This window comes from Paenibacillus sp. 7541 (assembly GCF_002276395.1).
In the GTDB taxonomy this organism is placed as follows: Bacteria; Bacillota; Bacilli; order Paenibacillales; family Paenibacillaceae; genus Paenibacillus_AQ; species Paenibacillus_AQ campinasensis.
On the sequence record NZ_NQLZ01000001.1, the window covers coordinates 245,401 to 271,079 of the forward strand.

Annotated in this window: 22 protein-coding genes; 5 read left to right on the forward strand and 17 right to left on the reverse strand. The window is 54.3% G+C overall.

What is annotated here, in order from left to right; all coding sequences use genetic code 11:
* Positions 1-25 precede the first annotated feature (25 nt).
* The 3 genes from CHH75_RS01085 to CHH75_RS01095 form a co-directional block, all read right to left on the reverse strand.
* A complete protein-coding gene (locus CHH75_RS01085; RefSeq protein ID WP_341037397.1) occupies positions 26-1,678 on the reverse strand; it encodes a rhamnulokinase in 1,653 nt (550 codons plus the stop codon).
* A 28-nt stretch (positions 1,679-1,706) separates the two neighbouring features.
* Positions 1,707-2,375 (reverse strand): class II aldolase/adducin family protein, encoded by a 669-nt coding sequence (locus tag CHH75_RS01090; protein ID WP_095265181.1) that lies wholly within the window; start codon positions 2,373-2,375, stop codon positions 1,707-1,709.
* A gap of 152 nt (positions 2,376-2,527) precedes the next feature.
* Positions 2,528-4,318, reverse strand: coding sequence for an L-fucose isomerase (locus tag CHH75_RS01095; protein WP_095265182.1), 1,791 nt, complete (start codon positions 4,316-4,318; stop codon positions 2,528-2,530).
* Positions 4,319-4,534: 216 nt separating this feature from the next.
* On the opposite strand from CHH75_RS01095, the gene CHH75_RS01100 reads away from it, so the two are divergent.
* A complete protein-coding gene (locus CHH75_RS01100; protein ID WP_342351954.1) occupies positions 4,535-5,395 on the forward strand; it encodes an AraC family transcriptional regulator in 861 nt (286 codons plus the stop codon).
* Positions 5,396-5,647: 252 nt separating this feature from the next.
* Here the strand turns inward: CHH75_RS01100 and CHH75_RS01105 are convergent, their stop codons facing one another.
* The 3 genes from CHH75_RS01105 to hxlA form a co-directional block, all read right to left on the reverse strand.
* The gene (locus CHH75_RS01105) at positions 5,648-6,067 is read right to left on the reverse strand and encodes a winged helix-turn-helix transcriptional regulator (RefSeq protein ID WP_095265183.1); all 420 of its coding nucleotides are present in this window, start codon (positions 6,065-6,067) and stop codon (positions 5,648-5,650) included.
* Between the two features lie 62 nt (positions 6,068-6,129).
* The gene (gene hxlB / locus CHH75_RS01110) at positions 6,130-6,693 is read right to left on the reverse strand and encodes a 6-phospho-3-hexuloisomerase (protein WP_095397229.1); all 564 of its coding nucleotides are present in this window, start codon (positions 6,691-6,693) and stop codon (positions 6,130-6,132) included.
* Positions 6,694-6,699: 6 nt separating this feature from the next.
* The gene (gene hxlA, locus CHH75_RS01115; protein ID WP_095397230.1) at positions 6,700-7,332 is read right to left on the reverse strand and encodes a 3-hexulose-6-phosphate synthase; all 633 of its coding nucleotides are present in this window, start codon (positions 7,330-7,332) and stop codon (positions 6,700-6,702) included.
* Between the two features lie 534 nt (positions 7,333-7,866).
* Between hxlA and CHH75_RS01120 the strand changes: the two genes are divergently transcribed.
* Positions 7,867-10,758 (forward strand): carbohydrate-binding protein, encoded by a 2,892-nt coding sequence (locus CHH75_RS01120; protein WP_095397231.1) that lies wholly within the window; start codon positions 7,867-7,869, stop codon positions 10,756-10,758.
* Between the two features lie 93 nt (positions 10,759-10,851).
* Here the strand turns inward: CHH75_RS01120 and CHH75_RS01125 are convergent, their stop codons facing one another.
* From CHH75_RS01125 to CHH75_RS01155, 7 genes are all read right to left on the reverse strand, one after another.
* Positions 10,852-12,258, reverse strand: a complete 1,407-nt coding sequence (locus CHH75_RS01125; protein ID WP_095265187.1) for an ABC transporter substrate-binding protein — start codon at positions 12,256-12,258, stop codon at positions 10,852-10,854.
* A 189-nt stretch (positions 12,259-12,447) separates the two neighbouring features.
* Complete coding sequence (locus CHH75_RS01130) at positions 12,448-13,323, reverse strand: carbohydrate ABC transporter permease (RefSeq protein WP_095265188.1); 876 nt, start codon at positions 13,321-13,323, stop codon at positions 12,448-12,450.
* Positions 13,320-14,243, reverse strand: coding sequence for a carbohydrate ABC transporter permease (locus CHH75_RS01135; protein ID WP_095265189.1), 924 nt, complete (start codon positions 14,241-14,243; stop codon positions 13,320-13,322). The genes CHH75_RS01130 and CHH75_RS01135 overlap by 4 nt, the downstream gene beginning before the upstream one ends.
* Positions 14,244-14,349: 106 nt before the next feature.
* Positions 14,350-15,678 carry a response regulator transcription factor gene (locus tag CHH75_RS01140; protein ID WP_095265190.1) on the reverse strand — a complete coding sequence of 443 codons (1,329 nt, stop codon included), beginning with the start codon at positions 15,676-15,678 and terminating at the stop codon, positions 14,350-14,352.
* A gap of 17 nt (positions 15,679-15,695) precedes the next feature.
* Positions 15,696-17,495 (reverse strand): sensor histidine kinase, encoded by a 1,800-nt coding sequence (locus CHH75_RS01145; protein WP_255222929.1) that lies wholly within the window; start codon positions 17,493-17,495, stop codon positions 15,696-15,698.
* Between the two features lie 333 nt (positions 17,496-17,828).
* A complete protein-coding gene (locus CHH75_RS01150; protein WP_095397232.1) occupies positions 17,829-18,230 on the reverse strand; it encodes an alpha/beta fold hydrolase in 402 nt (133 codons plus the stop codon).
* A gap of 184 nt (positions 18,231-18,414) precedes the next feature.
* Complete coding sequence (locus CHH75_RS01155) at positions 18,415-19,278, reverse strand: helix-turn-helix transcriptional regulator (protein ID WP_176475420.1); 864 nt, start codon at positions 19,276-19,278, stop codon at positions 18,415-18,417.
* A gap of 154 nt (positions 19,279-19,432) precedes the next feature.
* Here CHH75_RS01155 and fabF point away from each other — a divergent pair, with 154 nt between their 5' ends.
* Positions 19,433-20,680: a beta-ketoacyl-ACP synthase II gene (fabF, locus tag CHH75_RS01160; RefSeq protein ID WP_095265192.1), complete on the forward strand. Its 1,248-nt coding sequence runs from the start codon at positions 19,433-19,435 to the stop codon at positions 20,678-20,680.
* A gap of 328 nt (positions 20,681-21,008) precedes the next feature.
* Positions 21,009-23,021, forward strand: a complete 2,013-nt coding sequence (locus CHH75_RS01165; RefSeq protein WP_095265193.1) for a PTS fructose transporter subunit IIABC — start codon at positions 21,009-21,011, stop codon at positions 23,019-23,021.
* A 35-nt stretch (positions 23,022-23,056) separates the two neighbouring features.
* Here CHH75_RS01165 and CHH75_RS01170 read toward each other — a convergent pair whose 3' ends face one another.
* Genes CHH75_RS01170 through CHH75_RS01180 form a run of 3 tightly spaced genes read right to left on the reverse strand, consistent with a single transcriptional unit; the run spans position 23,057 to position 24,736 of the window.
* Positions 23,057-23,539, reverse strand: coding sequence for a DMT family transporter (locus tag CHH75_RS01170; RefSeq protein ID WP_095265194.1), 483 nt, complete (start codon positions 23,537-23,539; stop codon positions 23,057-23,059).
* A gap of 16 nt (positions 23,540-23,555) precedes the next feature.
* Entirely contained in the window at positions 23,556-24,254 is a 699-nt protein-coding gene (locus tag CHH75_RS01175) for a Crp/Fnr family transcriptional regulator (protein WP_095265195.1), read from the reverse strand.
* Between the two features lie 56 nt (positions 24,255-24,310).
* Positions 24,311-24,736, reverse strand: coding sequence for a DMT family transporter (locus CHH75_RS01180; protein ID WP_095397233.1), 426 nt, complete (start codon positions 24,734-24,736; stop codon positions 24,311-24,313).
* Between the two features lie 212 nt (positions 24,737-24,948).
* Between CHH75_RS01180 and CHH75_RS01185 the strand changes: the two genes are divergently transcribed.
* Positions 24,949-25,512, forward strand: coding sequence for a GNAT family N-acetyltransferase (locus tag CHH75_RS01185; protein WP_095397234.1), 564 nt, complete (start codon positions 24,949-24,951; stop codon positions 25,510-25,512).
* A 13-nt stretch (positions 25,513-25,525) separates the two neighbouring features.
* Here CHH75_RS01185 and CHH75_RS25100 read toward each other — a convergent pair whose 3' ends face one another.
* Positions 25,526-25,660, reverse strand: coding sequence for a hypothetical protein (locus CHH75_RS25100; RefSeq protein WP_255222930.1), 135 nt, complete (start codon positions 25,658-25,660; stop codon positions 25,526-25,528).
* Positions 25,661-25,679: the final 19 nt, after the last annotated feature.

Below are 25,679 nucleotides of genomic sequence, written 5' to 3' on the forward strand. Positions count from 1 at the left end.
GTTGGATTAACCTCGGCTCCGCACTCTAACCGGCACCACTGCGAATGTCCGACTCGATGAGCCGCAGATATCGCGTGTAGCCTGCTTCCCACACCGCACGACGCTCGGCTTCATCCGGCTCATAGATATGCTGCGGGAACGAAGCCTTCACCAGCTCCTGCCCCTCCCGCATATCGTTGATATGGCCGGACGTTCGGAGCTGGACAAGCACATTGCCGATCGCGCTTGCTTCGACCGGCCCCGCCCAGACCGGGCGGCCGATGGCATTCGCCGTCAAGGCGCACAGCAGTTCATTCTGAATGCCGCCGCCAACCATGTGCAGTCCGGCGAACTTTGAGCCTGTCAGCATCTCGGCCTGTTCCAGCACTTGCCGGTACCGGAAGGCCAGGCTTTCCAGGATGCAGCGCACCATGCTGCCGACTGAGTCCGGCTCAAGCTGGCCGTTATCCCGGCAGTAGCTTCGAATTTCCTCCGGCATATCCGGAGGGTTCATAAACCGCAGCGCATCCGGATCAATGAGCGTGCGCAGCGGTTCGGCCGCTTCTGCAAGTTCAATGAGCTCGGCATAGGTGAAGCTGCAGCCGTCCTGCTCCCACTTGCGCTTGCACTCCTGCAAAATCCACAAGCCCATAATATTTTTAAGCAAATGATAATTGCCGTCCACACCGCCTTCATTCGAGAATTGATGCTCGAATACCGATGACGTCAGCAAGGGCGCGGGCATCTGCGTGCCGAGCAGCGACCAGGTGCCGCTGACCAGATAGGCGAAGGAAGCTGAGGATGCCGGCACAGCCGCCGCGGCTGACTCCGTATCATGCGAAGCGACGGCAACGACGTTCATCGGCGGCACTCCCAGCTCCGCACACACCTCTGACGTCAATGATCCGATGACCGTTCCCGGTGATACCGGCTCCAGGAACATGTCGCTGCGCAGCCCCAGCTCCTCCAGCAGCTGAACGTTCCAACCGCCTCTTCCCGGGTCATATAGCCCGGTCGTTGTTGCCATTGAAAATTCACAGCAGCGCTTGCCAGTTAGAAAATAATTCATTAAATCCGGCGTGAGCAGCAAGGTGTCGGCAACGTCCAGCTTGGGGGAAGCGGCCTTTTTCATAGCATACAGCTGATAGATCGTATTAAACGGCATGAACTGCAGCCCGCTCTCGCGAAACAGACGCTCCGATCCGACCAGGGCGGACACCTCCTCCACCACCCCTTCGGTTTGCCGGTCGCGATAATGGTACGGGATGCCCAGCAGTTCGCCGTTACGGTCCAGCAGCCCGAAATCGACGCCCCAGGTATCGATGGCACAGCTTTGCGGCTCATAGCCTGCCTGAAACGCTTTGCGAATCCCGTTCTTAATCTCCTGCAGCAGCATCGGGGTATCCCAGTGCAAATGGCGGCCGATCTGAACCGGATGGTTCGGAAACCGATGAATCTCCGTGATCCGGAGTTTGCGCACAGCTTCCTCCGCCAATCCGCTTGACTGCAAGTGCATCTCTTCACCGGCCTGGTCAAGCAGGACCGCCGCGTCCTGGTCACGCTCCGTGCCATTGCGCCCGCCTTCTCCTGGCCCGTCTGTCGTCCAAGGGGGCTCCTCGACAATCTCGCCGATGATGGCGCGTCCGCTGCCGGCACCTAAATCAAACGCCAACACGCAAGGAATCCGTCGTTCATTCACGGTCATGGACAACCTCACGCCCCTTCCGTCATTTCATTTTTTGCAGCAGCTGGATTCGGTAGTCTTCACTCTCCAGCGCGGCAATCTCAGCCACTTCCTCATCGGTCAGCGGCACCGGTGTCCCGGCCGCCCGGGCACTTAAATAAATTTTTGCGCTCTCCTCCACAACCTGGGTCCGGTAAAAGGCCTCCCGCAAATTGCGTCCGGTAGTTACCAGGCCGTGATTTCCGAGCAGAATCGAGCATGCCTCATTGACTTTCGCAGCCACCGCATCGGCCAACAGATCGGTGGTCGGCACGAGGTAAGGAATGAACGCCGTCCGTCCGACCAGCGCGGCCTGATCCGGAAACATGATCGGAAGCTCCTGCTCAATCAGTGTAAAGGCGATGCAATGCGGCGGGTGCGTATGCACCATGGCCCCCATGTCCGGCTTCTTGCGGTATCCGTACAGATGCATCAGCACCTCCGACGAGGGACGCAGCCCGGTCTCGGTCACTTCCCCTGTCGGAATATCCACTTCGATCCACTGCTCCGGCTCAATCTCCTCCAGCGCGAAGCCGCTTGGCGACAAATACATTTTGTCACCAGCCCGCGCGCTGATATTGCCACCCGGGCCTACGACGAGACCGCCCTCCACAATTTTACGAGCGTATTTACACAACTCCTGGCGCACCTCTCTGGCATTATCGTTGCTCATGGTTTGCGATTCTCCTTTATTGCTTTTTTTGATCCTTGCCTGCCATCACTATGCCAACCGGTTACCGACCGCAGTGCATCACCACTGTGGCAGCCTGCATCCTAGGCCGACACGGTCATGGGCCGTCACTGGCCGTCAGCCGGCGGCGGGCGTTATCGATACAGCGGCCCGAACGTCTCGCAGGCGCGGAAATCGGCGCTTTCCGCTTCCTCGGTACCGAAGAGCCCCCATGCCCGCGGGCGGAAAATGCTCTCTTTCGGCACATTGTGCATACTCACCGGAATGCGCAGTATCGATGCCAGCGTAATCAGATCGGCACCGATATGCCCATAGCTGATCACACCGTGGTTCGCCCCCCAATGATCCATCACGCTGTAGACGCTCGTGAATGCGCCGCTGCCAGTCAGGTTCGGAGCGAACCAGGTCGATGGCCAGGTCGGGTCCGTCCGCTTATCCAGCGTGTCATGCACATGCTCCGGCAGATCCACCGAGTAGCCCTCGGCAATCTGCAGCACCGGACCCAGGCCCTTCACCAGATTCAGCCGAGCCATCGTCATCGGCATGCCGCCCCGGGTCAGATAGTCGGTTGAGAAGCCGCCGCCGCGAAAATATTCAACCGAAGCCGGACGCCACTGCGTCGCTTTCAGCATCCGCTCGACCTCATCATCGCTGATTTCCCAGTGCGGCTTGATGACAGGCGCCCCGTCTTTCGTCTGTTCGCCTGTGCCGTCCAGCGCGGCTGAGCCCGAATTGATCAGATGCAGAATGCCGTTGGCTGCACGCCCCTCCAGCTTGTAGCCAGCCACCCGCTCTACGGACGCTGGGCTCCAGTATGTGCGCACATCCGCGAATATCTGCGCCGTATTCGTCAACAGGTAGCCGAACAGCATGCCAACCCCATTCAGACTGTCATTCTCGGTTGCTACAATATAAGGCGCCCTTGTCCCGTTCCAGTCGAAGGACGAATTAAGAAGCGTTTCCATAAAGTCGCCGTTTGGAAAATGGTCCGTCCACTGCCGCTGCCCCTGGAAGCCGGAAGCGATCGCATGATGGCCCTGCGCCTCTTCCTCAAAGCCCAGCTCGGCCAACCGCGGGTTGCCGATCATCAGGTCGCGCGCGATCAGCGTCATTTTCACCACCGTCTCCCATTCCTTGTTCTTGCGCTCCCTGGACGTCTGCAGGTCTTCCGGATTGTTGTCCGGTCCTTCCTGGCAATTCCGCTTCACCCATTCGAAAGCCAGCTTGTACTCTTCCGGATCGTAGATCTCCTCGTTAATCCGCCGTGTGAATTCGCTCATGTCCACATATTCGTTGCGCATGCCAAGATATTCCTGGAAGAAGGAATCATTGACCATCGAGCCCGCAATCCCCATCGATACAGAACCCATCGACAGATAGGCCTGATCGCGCATCATCGCTGCCGCCAGACCGCCCCGGGCGAAGCGAAGCAGCTTCTCCTGCACATCCTCCGGAATCCGGTCATCGCCCTCATCCTGAACATCCTCCCCGTAAATGCCGAATGCCGGCAGCCCTTTCTGCGCATGGGCAGACAATACCGCCGCCAGGTACACCGCTCCCGGACGTCCGGTTCCGTTAAAGCCCCAGACCGCTTTCGGAATTACCGGATCGGTATCCATCGTCTCTGTGCCGTAACACCAGCACGGCGTCACCGTAATCGACAGGCCGACCTCGGCCTGCTTGAATTTTTTGGCCGCGGCAGCCGCCTCTGCCACTCCCCCGATACATGTATCCGCAATCACGCATTCAACCGGCTCACCGTTCGGATAGCGCAGCTGCTCGCTCAGCAGTCGCGCCACCGCCTTCGCCAGATTCATCGTCTGCTCCTCCAGCGATTCGCGGACCCCTCTTCTTCTGCCGTCAATGGTCGGGCGAATGCCGATTTTCGGAAATCCGTTTCTCCATCTGTAACCGTTTTCAACCATGCCTGTCCTGCCTCCTTGGCTATTGGAATATGCCCTTATTCTAATTGGAGGAAGCGTGGGGCGAGAACCTACTATATTGCCTTTTTCCAAACCCAAAACAACAAAAAAGTGAACCCCGTGCCTTCGCTTAGTGTGTGACGAAGCCGCGGGCTCTCTTCCTTTTTCCATCGGTTTCAAATTGAGCTATAATAGAGGTATCTATTTGCCGGGGGAGGAATGCAAGGCGTGCCCAAAATCGAAATTCCGCATCGCAAAAGCGATCGCTTCCGGTTCAAGAAGAGACCGGAGCTGTTATTTGCAGGCCAGGTTGTGGATGAATGCCGCTTCTACGCCCCGCCGCAAATTCACGATTATTGCGAAATTATATACATTGTAGAGGGCACCGGGACATTCCGGATCGGAGGCAAGTCATATGAGGTGCGGCCCGGCGATGTGGCTGTCTACAATGCCGGTGTCCCGCATGAGGAATTTTCCAGCAGTTCCGAGCCGTTCAAGCTCATCTACTGCGGTGTAAGCCATGTGCATATCGAGGGGGTGCCGCTCGGGCATCTGCTTCCCGCCTCCGTGGAGCCGGTCGTTCCATGCGAGAAATACGCCTACAAGGTGGAGAGCTATCTGTCCGAGATCCTTCAGGAATGCGATTCCCAGGTGCTCGGCTACGAAACGCTCAGCAGCAACCTGCTCATGTCGCTGATCACGCTGCTGTACCGGATCATTGACGTCAAGCACCCGTTTGACCCGCTAAAGGACAAGAATGAAATTACGGTCCGCACCAAACAGTTCATTGATAAAAACTACACCCGCAGCATTACGCTGAAAGAGATTGCCGACACGCTGTACGTGAGCCAGCACTACCTGTCCCATCTGTTCAAAAAGGAGCTCGGCGACTCGCCCGTGAACTATTTGATCAAGCGCCGGATTGAAGAGGCTAAGCGCCTGCTTCGGGACAGTGATGCACCCATTCATGAAATCGCTTTCCGGGTTGGATATGGCAATGACAAGTACTTTTCCATGCTGTTCAAAAAAGTAACCGGCCAATCGCCCAGCGCCTACCGGGATTCAGAGAAACCGAAGTAACGTGCGCCCCGGCTATCTCACTCCCCGGCTATATGGCAATCACGCGCCTTTATGTCCGAACAAGGATATCCCATCATTAAATAAGCCCCCGGCATAAAATCCGGAGGCTTGAACCCGTTGCATGGTGTATGTCTATCGCACAGCGATTGTGCAGCAAGTCGTACCTTGTTATGATTCGATCTGGTATAAACTAATGGCTCTATTCTGAATCTATCTATCGAAGGTGCCTAGGCTTGTCTTAGTCAGATACGGCTATTCAGCCACTGCTTGCCCGGTTTTCACAGATTGTTCGTCGGCTGCATCCAGAGGCATATCTCCGTCTTTCCAGATCACCTTCTGGCCGTAATCCTTGCCCCAGTCATACATGAGCTTGAGGATCGGCATCAGACTCTCGCCGTAAGGTGTGAGCGAATACTCCACTCTTGGCGGGACCTCGGGATACACGACGCGGTGTACCAGCTGATCTTCCTCCAGCTCGCGCAGCTGATTGGTCAGCATTTTCTGTGTGATATGCGGAATGAGCCGATTCAGCTCACCGAATCGTTTAACGCCGCCCAGACCGAGATGCCACAGGATGATCAGTTTCCATTTACCGCCGATGACCGCAAGGGTTAACTCCTTATGGCAGTTTATTTCTTTCAGATTGATGCGCTGCTTGACTTCATTTGCCATAATGCTTCACCCCTTTACTCTATAGTATACAACGGTCAGGGCAATAACTTCAAAAAACAGATCTACTCCAGATTGGCGTGCAGCCCGAACATGCGGTCCGATTGCTGGTCGCTCTTCTCCATCAGCCTCAGGATGGCTGCATCCAGCACCACCAGCATCGTCTGCTCGAATAGGGAAGCCATCGGCTGGACCGTCGTCAGGAAATCCTGCTGCTGATCCTTCGTGGCTCCCGGCAGCTGAACGACGACATCTGCCAGTGCTCCGATGCGAGACTCTGGCTTGATCGTGATTGCGGCCAGACTCGATCCGATCTGCTTGGCCTTCTGGGCCATAGCGACCAGACTTTGCGTTTCACCGGAGCCGGATCCGATGATAAGTAAGTCCCGAGCTCCGATTGCAGGCGTTACCGTATCGCCCACGACATGAACCCGATGTCCCATCTGCATCAGCCGCATGGCAAACGCCCGGATCATCAGCCCGGATCTTCCGCTTCCGGCGACGAACACCGCTTCACTCCTCAATATCCGTTCAATCAGTGCTTCCACCTGGGTGCCGTCGATTTTCTCGACCGAATCTGCGATCTCACTAGCAATAACGGCTGCCTGTTTGAACATGATGGCGCTCATCGATGCTTACGCCTGCTGTACGAGCTGCTTCATTTCCGCAGCTACAGCTTTCATATCGGACTGGCCTGTAATGCCGCCGCCTACGATGACAAGATCCGGCTTCGCTGCAATAACTTCAGGAAGTGTCTCGAGCTTGATCCCCCCGGCAACAGCGGTTTTTGCCTGCTGAACCACCCGTTTGATCGTAGCCAGTTCCTCGAAGGAGTTCTTGCCTTCTGCCTGGTGGTCGTAGCCGGAATGCACGCAGATGTAGTCGACTCCGAAACCGTCAATCTCCCGCGCTCTTTCCTCCATGTTCTTCACATTGATCATATCCACCATCACTTGTTTGCCTTGTTTGCGGGCTTCCGCAACAGCGCCTTTAATGGTGGCGTCGTCCGATACGCCAAGCACCGTAATAATGTCTGCGCCCGCTTCGGATGCTTTCATTACCTCGTAACCGCCGGCATCCATAACTTTCAGGTCAGCAAGCACGCGCAGATGCGGGAATGCTTCCTTGATCGCTTTAACCGCATGAAGCCCCTCATTGATGACCACCGGCGTTCCGATCTCTACGATGTCGATATGCTCGGCCACTTCGGCCACCACTTGTTTTGCTTCCGGGATATTTACCAAATCGAGTGCCAATTGAAGTTCCATATTATGAATCTCTCCTTATGAGCGTATTGGTGTAGATTACAGCTTTCATTGTAGAGCAGTTACTTTAGAATGCGGAAGTACGTACTTGAAAGTGAGATACTTACGTGGAAGTAAGTATTGGGCAACGACAAGGGGTTTGGCACCTCGTATTCGAGAATTTCTTGATGCTGGTCTCGCGGCCATTAGTAGCATGCCCGAATTCACACCTGAATGCGCACATAAGAAAAAGACCTTCAATACGAAGGTCTTGTGAGGTTGCCATCATGGCCTCAAGCTTCTTTCCAAACGATTATTGCTCCGATGCCTGCTCATCCATATTAACTTGAAAAATCACGCCGAACTTGTCCCCGCCCGCACTTCGCAGAAACTGCCGCTCCCACATCCCGCTTCATCGTATCTAGCCGATACCCAATTCACTGCTTAATCCTGCACACAATGTCCATAGAATCGCGACTTCATTTATCGTCCAAACCTGCCTATGATCAATATGCAATCCTTTACAAATCCATTAAATAAAGGAGGTTTATGTACAGAATGAAAATTGCGAACAGCCACACACGAATGCTCGCCTTAGTCTGTGCCTTCAGTCTGCTGCTGGGGACGCTGCTCTCTTCCCTCGGCACACCCCGCACCGCCGATGCCGCTGCACTGCAGAATCTCGCTGCAGGCAAACCGGTGACCGCATCGGGCCATGCCGATGTGTACGTCGCAGCTAATGTGACCGATGGCAATCCGGGGACCTATTGGGAAAGCGTCAACCATGCCTTCCCGCAATGGGTGCAGGTGGACCTCGGCAGCCAGACAACTGTCCATCAGGTCGTGTTGAAGCTTCCTCCGGGCTGGGAGACCCGCGCCCAGACGTTGTCCGTTCAAGGCAGCGCCAACGGTTCCAGCTTCACCGACCTCAAGTCATCCGCCAGCTACACCTTTAATCCGGCGGCCGGCAACTCCGTCACCATTGAATGGAGCCCGGTCAGCACGAGATACATTCGAATCCACGTAACCGCCAACACGGGCTGGCCCGCAGCACAGCTGTCAGAGCTTGAGGTATACGGCCAATCCGAAGTGGTCACCTGGCCGATTCCGGGCAAGATTGAAGCCGAAGGCTACAGTGCCATGCACGGCATCCAGACTGAGCCGACATCCGACATCGGCGGCGGTCTGAACGTTGGCTGGATTGATGTCGGCGACTGGCTCGAATACAATGTTCATGTTCAGAGCGCCGGCACGTATGCTGTAGATTATCGAGTGGCCAGCAATGCCTCCACCGGACAGATCCAGCTGCGTTCCGGCACCACGACGCTGGCCACGACGGCGGTCCCGAATACCGGCGGCTGGCAGAATTGGCAGACGGTCACCGACTATGTCACGTTGAGCGCGGGTCAGCAAACGCTCCGTCTATATGCCAGCGGGCATGATTTCAACATCAACTGGGTACAGTTTGCCCCTGACAATGCCGACCGTATACCTCCTACAGCCCCGTCCAATCTGACCTATACGGAGCCGGCGCCAGACACGATTCGCCTCGCATGGGGAGCCTCCACCGATAATGTGGGCGTCACCGGATACGACATTTATGCCAATGGCCTGCTTCGCGGCAGTGTGAGCGGATCGACCCTCACCTATACTGATCAACAGCCTCAGAACGCCACCGTAAGCTACTATGTCGTTGCCAAGGATGCCATCGGCAATACTTCCTCGCCCAGCAACACCGTCACCCGATACGGTTCAGGCGGCAATGATAGCGGCCGCGGCGCGAACATGCCGTTCACCATCCTTGAAGCCGAAGCACCTTCGAACAGAACGAACGGCACACGGCTTACACCGAACTATATCCTCGGCGATTTTGCCGGCGAAGCCTCCGGCCGTTCCGCCGTATATCTGGACCGCAACGGCCAGTATGTCGAGTTCACGCTGACCGCACCCGCCAACGCGCTTGTCCTGCGCAACGCCGTTGCCGAGAATACAACCGGAACGATCAGCCTGTACATCGACGATGTGGATAAAGGCAACTTTACTGTTACCTCCAAATTTTCTTACGTCTATGCAACACCGACCACGCTCGACCGGCTCGGCTACGACAATGCCGGCTCCAAAGCCTACTGGCTGTATGAGGACAGTCAGCTTATGCTGGATCAGGTATATCCGGCCGGAACCAAGATTCGAATCCAAAAGGACGCCGGCGATGTGCCATGGATTTATGTCGATATGATCGAAACCGAGAATGTTGCACCGCCGGCATCCAACCCGAACCCCAACCTGTATGTCCAGGTATCCAACACGAAATCGATCGAGCAGGCGCTTAATGAATTCCGGCAGGACCCTTCGAAGAAAGGCATCTTCATTCCCGCCGGCGAATGGACCTTATCGTCCAAGATCCATCTGTACGGCCGGGCAACGGAAATTATCGGCGCCGGGCCATGGCATACGAAGCTCGTCGCTCCGCAAAACCAGACGAATACCGATATCGGCTTCAACATTGGACAGGAAGCAAACGGCTCAACGATCCGGGATCTGTCGGCTTGGGGCAATTATGTCTACAGACAGGACGGTCCCGGGAAATTTATTGACGGAAACGGCATGCGAAACGTGACCGTTGATAACGTGTGGGCTGAGCATTTTGTCTGTCTCTACTGGGGCGTGAACTCTTCATACAACACGTTTACGAACAACCGGATCAAGAACATGTTTGCAGACGGCATCAACATGACCAACGGTTCATCCTACAATGTCATCGACAACAACTATGCCCGCGGAACAGGCGATGACGCGTTTGCTTTGTTCAGTGCCATTGATGCAGGCGGCTCTTACAATGTTGGCAACAAATATACCAATCTGACGGCAACCAATGTGAGACGCGCAGCCGCATTCGCCGTATATGGCGGTCAAGGCAACCTGTTCCAGAATCTGTACGGTGCCGATACGCTGACATATCCGGGCTTAACAATCAGCAGCTTGAGCTTTGGCTACAACACGCTCGGCTTTGGCGATCAGGACACCGTCATCGATGGCGTCACCCTGGACCGCACAGGCGGCGATTTCTGGACCAGCGTCGGTGCAGATGACAAAATCAATGATTATCAGAACTTCGGAGCGATCTGGCTGTTTGCCGGTGACCGAAGCTTCCGAAATATTGTGGTGAAAAATGTAGATATCAACAACCCGGTCTACTTCGGTTTGATGTTCCAGACCAAATCACCGGAGAATCTGCCGATGGAGAACGTTCGCCTTGAGAATATCAATATCCATCATGCGCCTCGCTACGGCATCAAGCTGGTGGTCAGCGCAGAAGCAGGTCAAGGCCCTGTCGTCGGAGAAGCAAGCTTCACCAATGTCCGAGTGAACAACCCGGGAATCACCGCCATATACGGGGAAGACAGAACCCCGAACTTCCGCGTGATCCGGGTGTCCGGCAACAACTGGTAGACGACAGCCCGCTCCATTTCCTCATCGATAGTACAACGGAAGAAGCTCCGCGAGATCCTTGGGATCCGCGGAGCTTCCTGCATCCTAACAACGTTATGGCGCTTCAATCTTGTCAAAAAATCTCGTCTGCACCGTCTTGGCCGCTTCATCCAGCTGGGACTTGGAATCCGTCCCTTCCTTCGAGAAGGATTCCTGCACTACGTTGGCCATGACGCCGTAGTAATCCTGCGTTCCGTACTGGGCCTCCGGCTTGCCGTCGATCAGGCTCAGCATCCGCTCATCATAACGATACACATTGTCGTATTTATCGTAAATCGCATTCAGCTTCTGGGCATACTCGGAATCATCGCTGAAATAGTTCAGCGGTGCCGGGACATAATACTTGCCGTTGCTCTTCCGTTCCTGAATATTCGCCTCCAGCGCCTCCAGCCCTTTATCCGTGAAATAATCAAAGGTGATGTACCGGAACGCCATTTCCTGCTCTTCCTTCGTTGCATTCGGGTTGATAACCAAGTAATTGCCTCCCAGAATGCCGATATGCTTCCCGCCCTTTTCGTAGGCCGGCATCGGATAGGCGATGACATTCTCCGGCTTAAGACCGCCCTGGTTCAGCGCAGAGTCGATAATATCCGATGCACCGGCGATCACCATCGCGGTCCGTCCCTGCTGAAACGCATTGATGGCATCGCTCCAGCCTAGCGCCCAGTCCTGCGGAATCGCATTAGCTTCCCAGCGCAGCTTCTTGTAGAAGTCCAGCGCTTTTACTCCCGCCTCGGAATTGAAGATGGCCGTATATTTGCCATTCTCGATCTCCTGGATTTCCCCGCCGGCCTCAAACAGGAAGTTCGTCCAGTTCCATCCGGCCTCGTTACCCTTGCCCATCGGAGCAATGCCCGAGATGCCTTTCTTCGGATCTGCTGCGCCCTTGGCGGTATTGTACATATCGTCCCACGTCCAGTCCATGTCCGGCAGCGGAATCTGCTTCTCGTCTAACAAGCCTTTGTTGATCACCGTTGAGGTTACATAGCCGTTTTGCGTAATGCCATACACCTTGCCGTCCACGATAAACTGGCTTTGCAGCAGCGAGTTCATCTCATCCTTGTATTCCCAGCTGTTGTACAGCTCGCTGATGTCAGCCACCCAGCCATGCTCCACCAGCATTTGTGCTTCGGTTGCAAATGTGTTGTAGAAGGTCGGCGCTTCATTCGAAGCCATTTTAATGCCGATTTCGTTGACATTATACTGCCAGTCGTCCTTCACAATCGTCACATTCGGATACATCTCGGTGAAACGCTTGATTTTGTCATCTTCCTGTGCCCTGGCCTCCTTCTGATCCGGCAGCGGATAATGGATTTTGATCGTAATTTTGCTCTGCGAGCCGTCATCCGGGCCTGCCGCTTCCCCGCCTGGATTGTCCTCTGTCGCTCCATTGCCGCTGCAGGCAGCCAGAACGGCAGCCAGCAGCATCAAACTGAGCAGCAGCATTGAATACTTGCGCATGAAAACTCCCCTTTTCCCTTCAGAATGGTTGTTGCTTCTTTCTCATCATAAAAGAGCTCGCTCCTTCGAACGATGTGTTATCATATTCCCTTCATGTGCAGGCCTACGATGTTGCCTCCATGACCGAATTCCCGCCTGCACGCGGGCCTCCCCGGATATTCAGCGCGCCCTTGCCCTGATCACCTCGACCTATCCTTTTACCGCTGCCAGGCTGACACTGCGCATAATGAAGCGCTGAAACACGAGAAAGACGAGGATCGGCGGCACCATCACCATGAACAGAATCGTGAACTTGATGTTGTTGTCCATGCTGCGGGCATTGATCACATATTTATAGATCGCGGTGGCGAGCGTGTATTTCGATTCACTGTGCAGCACGAGCGACGGCCAGAACCAGTCATTCCAGGCATTTGAGAATATAAAGATCGCCAGCGTAGCGAAGATCGGAATGGACAGCGGTACGGCGATCCGGATGTAGCTGTTCATCTCCGAGGCTCCGTCGATCCGCGCCGCCTCGAAGATTTCCGGGTGAATCCCGTCGAAGAAATTTTTCATCAGCAAAAAGAAGTAGGCATTCGCCCCCGCTGGCAGCCAGAATGCCCAGAACGTATTCAGCAGCCCCAAATCCTTCAAATTAACAAAATTCGGAATCATATAGCTGGAAGCCGGGATAAACAAAGTCATCAGAATGAAGAAATAAATCCCGCGGTGAAATGGCACTTTCAGGCGCGAGATGCTGAAAGACGCAAGCCCGAGCACAAATATGGTCATCACCAGATTTCCGACAAATACATACAGCGTGTTTTTCAGAAACATCGGCAGCTGAATGTAGGCCCAGCCTTCCTTGAAGTTGCTCCAATTCCACGTCTGCGGCAAAAACCGCGGCGGAAAGGTGTTGACCTCCTGATTCGTCTTCAGTCCGTTAAATGCGGTCATCAGGATCGGATACAGCATCGTCACAATCATGACAACAATACACAGCACCATGAAGCCGTAGACAACCTTGTTCCACGGTTTCTGCAGATCGGCATCCGAGAGAATGCCCCGTTCATAAGGTTTGCTCAAGCTCCATCATCCCCCTTGTTCAGCTTGTACTGGATGATCCCGACCAGGCTTAATACGGCAAACATGAGCATGCCCATGGCAGTCGCTGTTCCGTAATCCAGACGTGTGAAGGCGTATTTCACAATCAGCAGCGCATACGTCAGCGTGGCATTGTTCGGTCCGCCATCCAGCAAGGCCAGCTGGGACTGGTAGGCCTGTGAAGTGCTGATGACCTGGAGAATGAACATCAATGCAATCAGCGTTCGCATCGAAGGAAGCGTGATATACCGGATCCGGTTCCACACCCCTGCACCATCAATCTCCGCGGCCTCATACCAATCCTTCGGTATGCTCAAGACGCCGGCGAGATAGATCAGCATCGCTGAGCCGAACTGCTGCCACGTCTCCATGAACACAATCGCAATCATCGACCATCGGCTGTCGGATATAAAGGACACCGGATCCGCGCCAAATGTGATCAATAGCCCGTTGATCGGACCGACCGGATCATACATCCATCTCCACATGCCGTACAGCACGACGCCCGGCACAACGAAAGGCAAATAGGCGGCGATGCGCGCAAAGCCCTGGAAATAGCGCAGCTCGGAGATGGCGATCGAAGCCACGATCGGCACCCAGAAGCCGATGATCACCGTGAGCAGCATGTAATAAAGCGTGTTCTTGACCGCCGTCCACACGTCCGGGTCCTGAAATACGCGCGCATAGTTATCGACACCCACAAACGTATTGCCGTTCACAAAGTCGATGCTGTAGAAGCTGTACAGCGCCCCTTTGGCGATCGGCACCCATAGAAACAGAATAAAAATGATGACCGCCGGCAGCAGAAACAAATATCCCCACAGATGTTTTCTGAATCGGCCTCTCGGCTTGCCGGACCGCTTCTGCAAGACGGGCTGCAGCGCCGTTTCTGGCTCCCCCATTGTTCTCCCTCATTTCATGTTGGTATGCAATCAACATCATTGTAGAGAAGAGAGAAAGGGCGGAACATGTCTAGTTCTATGAGAATGATGGTTGATCTTACTCCCCTTATTTTTTCAAGTCGCTTGGGCTGACCCCGTAATATTTTTTGAAGATTTTGCTGAAATGCTCCGGCGATTCATATCCGACCCGCTCGGCAATCTCATACCGGCGCAGATCGGTGTGAAGGAGCAGCGACCGGCTCTCTTCCATGCGCAGCTTCACCACGTATTCCCACAGGTTGGAGCCGGTTATTTTCTTGAACAGATAGCTTAAATAATTCGGGCTGACATGATTTCGCTTGGCCACTTCATGTATGGTAAGCCCCTTTTGATGGTAATGCTCATCGATGTAGCGTTTGACCTGCTCCACGATCTGGTTGCTCTGGGTAGAGAGCTCATCGGCATCCGGGTCGCGCTCGTAGTTATGCCAGCTGAAATCGCCGTAATAGAATACATGGTAATCCTTGTGCTCCCGGCTCCACAGCATCGCTTTATCCGCTTGCCGGCTCAATACGTTCAGGAACGAGAGCCCCTTCAAGATTTGGCTGATGCCGACCGTGCACGATAGCGTTAAATACTTGACGATATGGTGATGCATGCTTCTGCCGATCATCTCCAGCTGATGAATTCGCCCGGCCTGCAGCTCGGCGTATTCCTCCTCGCTCCACTGGACGATCACATGGATGTCCCGGTTCCGGCCGTAGAAGACATCGGCATGCCATTGCTGATCCAGCAGCTCCTTGACGATGTTCAAGGCCGCATATTGCAGCAGCCGGGCATCCTGCTCCGAATAGCGTGCATCCTCCGCTTCGCTTAAAGCTAGGCGGATTTTGATCACCGAGAAATACGGGCCTTTCAAGCCCAGATGTTCATAATACGCGGTCTTCGGGTGAGGCTCATCCAATCGATCCACAGGCTCCTCCAGCAATTGGTTGAGCGGCTCGCTGTATGCTGGCCCAGGCTCCTCCATCCGAAAGTCCTCATGCCCGGCGGACAGCACCTCTTCCGTTCGAGGCAGCGGCTTATCCATCTTCAGCAGCACACTCCGGACCGAGTCAAGAAACTGCTCGCTGTTCAGCGGCTTGATCAGATAGTCTTTGGCGCCGAGCCGGATCGCCATCTGGGCATATTGAAACGTCTCATGGGCGGAGATAATGATCGCCTGCACCCAAGGCTTTGCCATTTTCGCCTGATGCATCAGTTCAATCCCGGATAGCTCGCCCATCTGGATGTCGGTAATCAGCAGATCGACATCTTCCATACGAATATAATCCAGCGCCTCTTCCCCGCTGGCAGCCGTCATAATCTGACCGATGCCAAGTCCGGATGCTCGCAGCAGCCCGGCCAGCCCTCTGCAAATGAGCGGCTCATCATCCACGACTAAAATGTTGTACATCGCTATCGTCTCCTCCTTTAATCGCTCTGGCGAATCACCCGCAGCCTCACCGTCACCATCGTGCCTCCTCCAGGCCGCTTGGCATACGTGAGCCCGTATTCCGGGCCATAATGAAGCTGCAGCCGCTGATGAATATTGCGAATGCCATAACCCGATGACGGATTCGGCGATTCATCGTTCAGCACCTTGGCAATCGCCTCGTAATCCACCGTTTTAAATCCGTTGTCGGATATGCGAACATACAGCGCTCCTTGTTTCTCCTCGGCGCTGATCCGGATTTCCCCGTCCTCGCCCATATTTTTAATGCCATGGATAATGGCGTTCTCTATTAATGGCTGAAGCGTAATTTTCGGAATCATCACATCGAGCAGCGCAGCGGGAATGTCCGACTCCACGCGGAAGGTGTAATCATGCCGGTTCTGCTGCAGCTTGATATAGGCTGTCGCATGCTGAAGCTCCTCCTCCAGCGTAATCAGCTCGCGGCCGCGGCTCAGACTGATTTTCATCAGTTTCGACAGATCCTTGATCATTGCCGCCGAGGCAGTGTTCCCTTCCATTACGCTTTTCCAGTAAATGCTCTCCAGTGTGTTGTACAGCAAATGCGGGTTGATCTGCTGGTATAATAGCGCGAGCTGGGTCTCCTTCTGTTTAAGCTCCATCAAATATTGATCACGAATCAGATCATTCAGCCTTCGCGCCATATCATAGGTGGTGGAGATGAGCACACTCACCTCGTCGCTGCGCTTTCGGCTTGGGGGTTCAGGCACGATGCTTCCCGGCTCGTAGCGGCGCACGAAATGGACCAGCTTCTGCAGCGGGGCCATCAGGGAGCGCCAGAAATACAGAATGATGATCAGCCCAACCACAAAATAAGCGACCGAGATCAGAAGAATGACCTGCTTCATCTCATCCTGCTGCTGCAGCAGCGCCTTGACCGGCACCTTGTACACGAGCTTCTGCTGAAGCACGTAGTTGTAATCGGCAACATAGATGAAATCCTTCGTGATCGCATCCTTCACGCCGATCGCAGAGCTGCCCGGATCCAGCTCCGGCGGCAGCGCAAGATAACCTTCCTCCCCGGGCACGTTCGATGTGAGGATCAAATTGTTCCAATCGGTAAAATATAGCTCTCCTTCCGGCAATGATACCGTTTTCAAAGATTCCTCGATTTTCGCCTCGACATTCGAGACGGCCAGTACGCCGATCGTGCCGTCTTTATAAATATTGTTGACTGCCCGAAGATACAGCAGCGCATTCGTTTCCTCCGGTGCCTGGACCGACGGGGAGTAATAATCAGTGAGCCTCAAGTACCCTTTTCCCTTGCGGGCCACTGCCTCATCGAACCATTCCGGCTTTTGCAACTCATCGGAAAAGAAATATACACCCGATTTCAACGGATCGGGATAATACGGGGCAAAAAAATACGCATTATCCGGGTCATACACGTAAAGCGAGTAGTACAGCGGTTCCCTTTCATCCGATTCCTGAGAGTATGTATTCAGCATCACTTCGATTTTCTCATAATGTTTGACCCGGGTTAGAACATCTTCCTCCCCGATCGTGCTGAGCTGTTGTATGAACTCGTTCTGCACCACGGTGGAAGTTACTTTGTTAATCGTCTCAATGTCCCTGCTGATCAGCTTGAAGTTCTGCTGGTTCAGCTCGATGTAGGCATTGGTCACATGACGCTTCAATATTTGCCCTGCCGTACTGTTGCCATAGCTGTTTAGAATGAACAGCGGAATGACAAGCACAAGAAACAGCAGGACGAGCTGCTGCTTGACATTCATTTGGGTTAACGGGTTTCGAAACTTCATTCGCCACCTCCGGCTTATTCTCAATATATCAGTTCCTAAATAAGCCCTATATGTGCATTTCTACGATGATTATGAGCATTTCCACACACTGCTGCAGTCCGATCACCTCATCCTGAACCTCCTGATGACCCGCATATCGGTTCATTCATTAGCTTCATTCTACTTCCTCCGGCGTTTTTTGCCAAAACGGCGATTTGATCCCTTAGCTCATCGGCAAACAGCACCCTGCTCCGCGGATCAAGATCCCTTCTGCATCTTCACTGCATGCGAAAAAGCCGCGATTCCTCGCGGCTGACATGAATCTGCGCACCGCCTGCAGCGGTGAAGCTGGAGTTATGCATCGGTTACAGTTCCTTCACCGTCCATAAAGCGAATGATCCTCTCCACATATAAATCCATGTCGGTGATCAGGCTAAGATGACCGCCTTGCCTGATTTCCAGATGAGCGGCTCCATGATACCGCAATAATACCGCCAATACTCCGGCTGCAATCTGATCCATCGAGGCGGCTTCCCCATAGTAAAATGATATGACCGTATACCGCTGTGCAAGCTCAAGCATATGCAGGAAAAAAGCTTCTCCGTTGCCGATCGCGCCAGGCAGCAATATCAAGGCAGGTTCATGGCTTCCACCGATATGGTAGCTGATTCGAATGCCACTGTGCACGAACGTTCTGACAGGGTATTGTTGGCGGAACAAGGCCAATTTGTGATGCAAACCATGCTGCTTCCGCATGGCCCCCCTCCTTTTGCCCTGATATATAAAGGATGGCCTGATTCAAGGCGCATTCGGCTCAACAGCGCGCAGAATGCGAAGATTTTGTTCGAATGTAATCATAGCATTGCCGCTTGTTTGCCCCTATATGAGGGATTTGCACAAGTTCTCGCAATGAGCCGCAATCCTATTCTCCGCCCTGATGCTATTCTTCCTCCATCAATTGCCGCAACTTCGCCTCAGTATTCGTATCCGGCGCAGGGGTGTAAATGCTGCAGCGCAGGTCAGCATCGCCATATACTTTCAGCGAGGTGAGCTCATACACCATCTTCCCGGCCTTGGCATGCCGAAATTCCAGATGCACTTCCGGCGCATAGCTGACCTGGCTTTGTTCCCACATCTGCTTGAAATCCGGGTGCTGCCGCTTCATTTCCTCCAAAAAATGATCATACCACTCATCATCCACATATTGACCGTAATACGTGCGAAACATTGCCAGAAAACCGCTGGCAAACTGCTCCCAGTTCACAGCCAGCCGCCGAAACTCCCGGCGTGTGAACAGCAACCGAATGATGTTCCGCTCTTCCGGCGGGATCTGGTCAAAATCGAGGAACACTATCGAGGCCGCACGGTTCCAGCCTACAATATTGCACATTCGGTCCGAAATCATGACCGGACAGAGCCTCAGCTCGCTCATAATTTTTTGCAGGGACGGACTGAGCTGGACCTCGCCCTGACGCACGGGGTAAGCAGCGCCGCTGTCCCCGCTGTCCATGGCCAGCGAATACAGATAACGCCGCTCATCGGCATTGAGCTGCAGCGCCTTGGCTACATTGTCCAGCACCGATGACGATACCTGGATGTCACGGCCTTGCTCCAGCCAGGTGTACCAGGTGGTGCTCACTCCAGCCAGCTGAGCAACCTCCTCCCGGCGCAGTCCCGGCGTTCGCCGCCGCGCACCGGGAGGGAGCCCGGCTGCTTCTGGCGAGATTTTCGCCCGCTGCCCTTTAAGAAAGTCTGACAATGCCTGTCTTCGAATTAACATATGACGACGCGTAGGGGACTCCATGCGCGCACCTCCCTTTAGTACCTGGATTTAGTACCAAGCCTAAACTATCATAATTTATACTAGGATAAACGGTATCTTGTAATAGGATACATCTAGTGACATTATAGCCTTATATTCTCCAATATAGAAGATAAACAAGGAGGCTGACGTTCTCATGGAAAGAGTTGTCATTACCGGCATGGGCATCATTTCACCGCTCGGCAACGATGTAGAAACATTCTGGACCCGACTGTCCAGAGGCGAGTCGGGCATTTCACTTATAGATACTTTGGACACGACCAGGCATAAAGTTAAAATCGCGGGCTCCGTCTCCGCATTTGATGCGAACGAACGCTTCGGCGCGAAGGAAGCCCGGCGCATGGACCGTTTCTGTCAGTTTGCGCTGGCTGCAGCCGATGAGGCGGTCACCCGTTCCGGACTGGACCTGAACCAGGTGAACAAGGAGCGGATGGGCGTATATGTTGGGTCCGGCATCGGCGGCATACAGACGCTCATCTCCCAGACGGAGACCTTGTCCGCACGGGGGCCGGAACGGATCAGCCCTACACTCGTCCCGATGATGATCCCGAACATGGCCGCTGCCCTGATCAGCATCACCTACGGTACGCGCGGGCCTACGCTGGCTCCGGTAACCGCCTGCTCCATCGGCAATACCGCCATCGGCGAAGCTTTTTTTCACATTCAGGCCGGGCGATCCGACGTGATTATTGCGGGCGGAACCGAGGCTGCGCTTACCGACATTTCGCTCGCCAGCTTCGCGAATGCAACAGCCCTCTCCACTCGCGCTTGTGCGCCTTCGGAGGCGAGCCGTCCATTCGATCGGGATCGGGACGGCTTCGTCATGGCCGAAGGAGCGGGCATCCTGGTCCTTGAATCGCTCTCCCATGCGCTGAAGCGCGGTGCTCCTATCCTGGCTGAGGTCATCGGCTATGGAGCAAGCTCGGATGCCTACCATATGGTGGCTACCCCGGCAGACGGTCAAGGGGCCGCGCTGGCCATGCAGGCCGCGCTGGCAGAAGCCGGGCTCGCTCCGGCCGATATTGATGTCATTAGCGCTCATGCGACAAGCACCATCGTTGGCGACCGGTCAGAGACAGCTGCGATCAAGCAGGTATTCGGCGATCATGCCTACCGTGTCCCGGTGACGGCCAACAAGTCGATGACCGGGCATATGCTCGGCGCATCCGGCGGAGCCGAGGCGATTGCTCTTGTTAAAATGCTGGAGCAAGGACTTATTCCGCCAACGATCAATCTGAATCATCCTGACCCGGAATGCGACCTCGATTATGTCCCGAATACGGCCCGTTATTCGGATTTGCGAATCGGAATTTCCAATTCGTTCGGATTTGGCGGACATAATTCGGCCATTGTATTGAAGCGTTTCGAACACGACGGAAAGTGACCTTTATACAAGAAGAAGCCCCCGGGGAGCCGGGGGCTTCTCTTGATCCTGTTACGAACTCCGATACAGCCAGCCTTCAGGAGTTTCAGTCACATCGGCGGATATCTCATACTTTTACTTTTCGCCTATTTCTCTAAACCGTTCCATCACATTGTCATCCAGCAATCCCTGATATCAGGTGCTTCGCCTAGACGAGCAGATTGATCACGGAAATCATCCGTATATTCCAGAGCCTTCGGTTAATAATTAAGATATTTTCTTCGATTATTTGCGATAAGATAATGAGGGTAAGGGATTACAAGTGCAATAAAAAGAGGAGGATGGAACAATGAAACTGTTGGCTATTACCTCATGTCCCAACGGGATTGCACATACGTATATGGCGGCGGAAAACCTGCAGAAAGCCGCTGACAAGCTCGGCATTACGATAAAGGTGGAGACACAAGGCTCCATCGGTGTGGAAAACCAGTTTACCGAAGAGGATATCCGCGAGGCTGACGGCATTATCATCGCAGCAGACAAGACGGTGGATAAGAGCCGCTTCATCGGCAAAAGGCTGCTCGTCACCGGGGTGCAGGAAGGAATTCGCCAGCCCGAAGCGCTGATCAACACCATGATCCGCGGCGAAGCACCTGTGTATCAGGGGCACAGCGAAGAAGATGTGCCAGCCGAGAAGGCTGCCGCTTCCGGAAAACCGCAAAATTCGTTCTATCGCCACCTGATGAGCGGCGTATCCTACATGATCCCGTTTATCGTTGTCGGCGGACTGTTGATTGCCATCGCATTATCGATTGGCGGCGAGCCGACACCCGGCGGGCTGCAAATTCCAGAAGACTCGTTCTGGAAAACCATCGAACAGCTGGGCGCTGCAGCCTTTACGTTCATGGTGCCTGTTCTGGCCGGCTTCATCGCCTTCAGCATCGCCGACCGTCCGGGTCTGGCTCCGGGCATCATCGGCGGTTACATCGCGGCCAATGGCAGTTTCTACGGCAGTGAGGCTGGTGCCGGCTTCATCGGCGGAATTATCGCCGGTTTCCTGGCGGGATATGTAGCGCTGTGGATCAAGAACTGGAAGGTGCCGAAAGTTATCCACCCGATCATGCCTATCATTATTATACCGGTATTGGCTTCCTTGATCGTCGGCCTGGCGTTCATATATTTGCTGGGCGGACCGGTCGCTCAGGTGTTCGTATCACTGACCAATTGGCTGTCCGGCATGCAAGGCACCAGCTCGATTCTGCTGGCCCTCATCCTCGGCGCCATGATCTCCTTCGATATGGGCGGTCCTGTCAACAAAGTGGCGTTCATGTTTGGTTCCGCCATGATCGCAGAGGGCAATTATGGCATTATGGGGCCGATTGCGGTTGCGATCTGTGTTCCGCCGATTGGTCTGGGACTGGCCACCTTTCTGTTCAAACGCAAGTTCCATGAGACAGAGCGTGAATCCGGCAAGGCTGCCTTCACGATGGGCCTGTTCGGCATTACCGAAGGCGCGATTCCGTTTGCTTCACAGGACCCGCTGCGTGTCATCCCGAGCATTATGGTCGGCTCGATGGCCGGATCCGTCATCGCGATGCTCGGCGGCGTTGGCGACCGGGTGGCTCACGGCGGCCCGATTGTAGCCGTTCTTGGCGCCATCGACAACGTCTTCATGTTCTTCGTCGCTGTCATCGTCGGTGCGATTGTCACCGCCTTGATGATCAAGCTGTTGAAGAAGGACCAGATTGAGCAGCAGCTGGCCGTAGCCGGAGAAAGTATAGGCACGGTCTCCCCTGCCTCGGGGACGCCTGTGCAGACGAACGATTTCAACAACCCCACAGAAGCAGCCGAAGCCTCGGAACTCCCTCGGGCCAACGGGATATCGGAGCAGAAGCAGCGGCCCATTCGCAAGCTGACCGATATCATCAGTCTGGATTTGATTGATACTTCCTTGTCCGCCTCCACGCGCGATGGAGTCATTGATGAAATGATCAGCAAGCTGGAAGCCCAAGAAGTGCTGACCTCCGGCGCAGCGTTCCGAGAGGCGATTATGCGTCGCGAGCAGGAAAGCTCGACGGGCATCGGGATGAATGTCGCCGTTCCGCATGGAAAATCAGATGCCGTGCTCAGTCCTCGCGTCGCCTTCGGCATAAGTCGTGAAGGGGTCGACTGGAACAGTGCTGATGGCACGCCAGCCAAGCTGATCTTTATGATTGCCGTTCCCGCAGAGAACAAGGGCAACGAGCATTTGAAGATTTTGCAGATGCTCTCGCGCAAGCTGATGGATGACAGCTTCCGCGACCAGTTGCTCCATGCAGAAACCAAGCAAGAAGTGATTGGACTGCTGGAGCAGATTCAATAAAGACCAAGCCCCCAGGCCATTCAAGGCCTGGGGGATTACTCCATTCCAGGACGGCGGACCGTTTCCTTAAGACGCTCCCGCGCTCCCCCAAGTTTAAACACAAAGATGCCGGCCACAAACACCAGAACGCCGATTAGCTGATGAAGCGTGAATGGCACCTGTTGAAGCCCCAGCCATCCCCTCGTATCAAACAGCAGCGCAAGCCCGAGCTGTGAGGTCATTGTGATCGCTACAGCAAACGTCGGTCCGAGCAGCCTCATTCCCTGCACCATACAGGTAACGACCCCGACACCGATCAGACCGCTGAACCAGAACCAGGTCTGCATATGAGGCAGAAATCCGGTCATGCCCTCTCGATCCGCAAACATTCCGATCATGAATGAAGCAGCAAAGCCCAATCCAAGCACCAGCGTCGTCGTTGTCCACGTCCCCGTATGCCTGTTCACTTTCGTATTGAACACATTTTGCAGGCCGACCAGTGAGCCGGCGATCAGCGCCAAGAATAATCCCAACACCATCTAAGGTCCCTCTTTTCTATTCATAAATATTCCGGCTGACCAGCCTGCGAAGGCCGTCCCGATCGGTCACCACGATGCCGCTGCGGCTTCGCTCGACCCAGCCATGCGCGGTGAATTTGCGCAGCACCCGGTTCAGATGCCTGTAGCTGGTGCCGATCAGATTCGCGGCGTCGGCAAGATCGGCCGTGCTAAGACTGCCCCGGAACTGGCTATCGCCCTCGTCAAATGAAACGGACAACAGATAGCTCGCCAGTCTGATCTCAACCGGATATAGCAGATTGAAGCTCATCGAGGTTGATTTCGTGTAGAACTTATTCGTAATGATGTCCAGCAGAAAATGCAGCAGTGGAGAATGATCGCCTCCATATTTTCGCAGCCAGCGATATTCGACGCCAATCATATGAACCGGCGATACCGCCTCCACCGTGTTGATGATCTCACCAGCCCGGATATATTCAACGTCGCCAACGACCTCCAGCGGATTCTGGAAGGTGACGATCAGCGTCCGTCCCTCCGGGGAGGTGTTGTAGATTTTCAGTTTCCCTTTAACGAGCACATACAATGCAGTGGCCGGTTCGCCTTGCGTGCATATCAGCTCTCCCTGGTCACAACTGTACAGCTTTAAATAAGGGGTCAGCGCCTCGGTAAACACCTCACCCAATCCGTACTTGTCCATATAGTGCTGGAACTGCTTGCGATCCGCGATTTCTTTCATGGCTGCCCCCTTCTCCTATCCATCAGCTGCTCCCAAGAACCATTATTCCACTGCACTTAAAGTTTCAATATGACGACACCCGCGATCATCAATCCGATACCGATAAATTGCGGCAGCCGCATTCGCTTCTGCTTCACACCGAACCAGCCAAAGCTGTCAATCAGAAACGTCATCAGCAGCTGCGCATTCAATACCACCGCCATCGATAGCGTAACACCGACCTTCTGTATTGCCGTCACATTCGCAAAAATAATGATCGCGGCCAGCGCACCGCCGCTTAAATAAAGCGGGGAGACCTGCGCAAGCTGACTTCTGTTTCCGTCACGGATCATGATCCAGATCACGAACGCAGCTACAAAACCGACAAACTGGGTTAGCGCCGCAGCCGGCCATGTGCCGATATCTGCACTGATCCGTGTATTGGCGACGCCCTGAACCGTTATAAAAGCCCCTGCCAAAAAAGCAAACAGCAACCCTTTCATAATCTCTCTCCTTGTTCCTTCCGACTTGCTTCCTGTTTCATGTCAATTTCTAATTAAAGATGAACTTCATCCGTTTGGAAAGGACATATGTCCTGAATGACGCACCTCTGATGATAAACAGCCTTATGGACTGCGTTATAGTCAGCTTGTCGCAACTCCTTGTCCCGTATAAAATAATAGCAGATTCAAGACATCTGAACAGGAGGCGCGCCATGCGGCTAGACATGAAGACATTAACGGAATGGAGCGAGGCGTGGTGGAATAAGCTTGGCCCCATCTACCAGGAGGCCTTTACACACGGAGCCAAGCCGGAACGCGTGCTGCGGAGCATGCTGGAGCGCGGGATTGCCTGCTTGCATGCCGGAATGGTCGGGGACGAGGCCATTGCCATGGCCGTGACCGGATTTCGCGGCAAGTTGGGCAACAGGCGGCTCATCCTCGACTATATGGCTGTCCGTGACACATGGCGGGGAAAAGGTTTCGGCACACGCTTTTTCATGCACATTCGCGACTGGGCTGTACGCGAGCATCAAGTTAAAGCCATGATCATCGAAGCGGAAGCAATGGATACGGAAACAAATCGGAACCGCCTGGCTTTCTGGCATCATTGCGGTTTCATCGAAACCCCTTATGTGCATCAGTACATCTGGGTTCCGGAGCCCTATCGCGCGCTGGCACTGCCGCTGTCCCCTGATTTTCGCATCACGGACGACGGGCGTTCCCTGTTTCACGATATTACTTCGTTTCATCAGCAATCCTTTCGGAACTCTTCGTAAGAGGGCTTCAACATTAATAACCCGGAGGAGCGGTCAAGCCACCCTCCGGGTTATTCGCTTTCTCACAATGACTATTCTTCGGATGAAGAGAGAATGTGAAGGTCTCCTCCAGGAACAATTCGGCAATCATCAGGTAGCGCCACAGCATTCATATTCGTCTTGCTCCT

Bases quoted from the DNA above. Each gene is read 5' to 3' on its own strand.
- CHH75_RS01180 (WP_095397233.1), bottom strand. From the start codon at position 24,736: ATGAAAGGGTTGCTGTTTGCTTTTTTGGCAGGGGCTTTTATAACGGTT.
- CHH75_RS01175 (WP_095265195.1), bottom strand. From the start codon at position 24,254: ATGAAAGAAATCGCGGATCGCAAGCAGTTCCAGCACTATATGGACAAG.
- CHH75_RS01150 (WP_095397232.1), bottom strand. From the start codon at position 18,230: ATGCGGAAGCAGCATGGTTTGCATCACAAATTGGCCTTGTTCCGCCAA.
- CHH75_RS01105 (WP_095265183.1), bottom strand. From the start codon at position 6,067: ATGGCAAATGAAGTCAAGCAGCGCATCAATCTGAAAGAAATAAACTGC.
- CHH75_RS01135 (WP_095265189.1), bottom strand. From the start codon at position 14,243: ATGGGGGAGCCAGAAACGGCGCTGCAGCCCGTCTTGCAGAAGCGGTCC.
- CHH75_RS01155 (WP_176475420.1), bottom strand. From the start codon at position 19,278: ATGGAGTCCCCTACGCGTCGTCATATGTTAATTCGAAGACAGGCATTG.
- CHH75_RS01165 (WP_095265193.1), top strand. From the start codon at position 21,009: ATGAAACTGTTGGCTATTACCTCATGTCCCAACGGGATTGCACATACG.
- CHH75_RS01100 (WP_342351954.1), top strand. From the start codon at position 4,535: ATGCAAGGCGTGCCCAAAATCGAAATTCCGCATCGCAAAAGCGATCGC.
- CHH75_RS01090 (WP_095265181.1), bottom strand. From the start codon at position 2,375: ATGAGCAACGATAATGCCAGAGAGGTGCGCCAGGAGTTGTGTAAATAC.
- CHH75_RS25100 (WP_255222930.1), bottom strand. From the start codon at position 25,660: ATGCTGTGGCGCTACCTGATGATTGCCGAATTGTTCCTGGAGGAGACC.
- CHH75_RS01125 (WP_095265187.1), bottom strand. From the start codon at position 12,258: ATGCGCAAGTATTCAATGCTGCTGCTCAGTTTGATGCTGCTGGCTGCC.
- CHH75_RS01140 (WP_095265190.1), bottom strand. From the start codon at position 15,678: ATGTACAACATTTTAGTCGTGGATGATGAGCCGCTCATTTGCAGAGGG.
- hxlB (WP_095397229.1), bottom strand. From the start codon at position 6,693: ATGAGCGCCATCATGTTCAAACAGGCAGCCGTTATTGCTAGTGAGATC.
- fabF (WP_095265192.1), top strand. From the start codon at position 19,433: ATGGAAAGAGTTGTCATTACCGGCATGGGCATCATTTCACCGCTCGGC.
- CHH75_RS01145 (WP_255222929.1), bottom strand. From the start codon at position 17,495: ATGAAGTTTCGAAACCCGTTAACCCAAATGAATGTCAAGCAGCAGCTC.
- hxlA (WP_095397230.1), bottom strand. From the start codon at position 7,332: ATGGAACTTCAATTGGCACTCGATTTGGTAAATATCCCGGAAGCAAAA.
- CHH75_RS01120 (WP_095397231.1), top strand. From the start codon at position 7,867: ATGAAAATTGCGAACAGCCACACACGAATGCTCGCCTTAGTCTGTGCC.
- CHH75_RS01185 (WP_095397234.1), top strand. From the start codon at position 24,949: ATGCGGCTAGACATGAAGACATTAACGGAATGGAGCGAGGCGTGGTGG.
- CHH75_RS01170 (WP_095265194.1), bottom strand. From the start codon at position 23,539: ATGGTGTTGGGATTATTCTTGGCGCTGATCGCCGGCTCACTGGTCGGC.
- CHH75_RS01095 (WP_095265182.1), bottom strand. From the start codon at position 4,318: ATGGTTGAAAACGGTTACAGATGGAGAAACGGATTTCCGAAAATCGGC.